Raw genomic sequence first — 378 nt, forward strand, 5'->3', positions numbered from 1 at the left:
TCGGTGCCCTGAGCTCGTCCCAGATCGGCGCCCTGACCTCCACGCAGTTGAAGACCCTCAGCACGGACAACATCGCAGCCCTTTCCACCGATCAGGTCGCTGCCCTCAGCACCAAGATCCTTGGATCGCTGACGACCGACCAGATCGGTGCCCTGAGCTCCACTCAGGCTGAAGCGCTGAGCTCGGCGCAGGTGGCAGCACTCACCTCGACGCAAATTGGCGCTTTTGCCTCTGAAGATATCGCCGCCTTCTCGACGGCCGACATCGCGGCGATCGCTGTCACCGCTCTGCCGGGTCTTTCCACGGATAATGTCGCGGCCCTTTCCACCGATCAGACCGCAGCACTGAAGACCGCCCAGGTTGCAGCGCTGAAGTCCG

At 63.0% G+C, this 378-nt stretch carries 1 protein-coding gene; it reads left to right on the top strand.

The window, feature by feature from the left end; genetic code table 11:
- The coding region (locus AAE029_RS36245) for a hypothetical protein (protein WP_371077770.1) at window positions 1-378 on the top strand (378 nt) is incomplete at both ends.

Origin of the sequence: Sinorhizobium sp. CB7 (genome assembly GCF_041357635.1) — a bacterium.
Classification (GTDB): Bacteria; Pseudomonadota; Alphaproteobacteria; order Rhizobiales; family Rhizobiaceae; genus Rhizobium.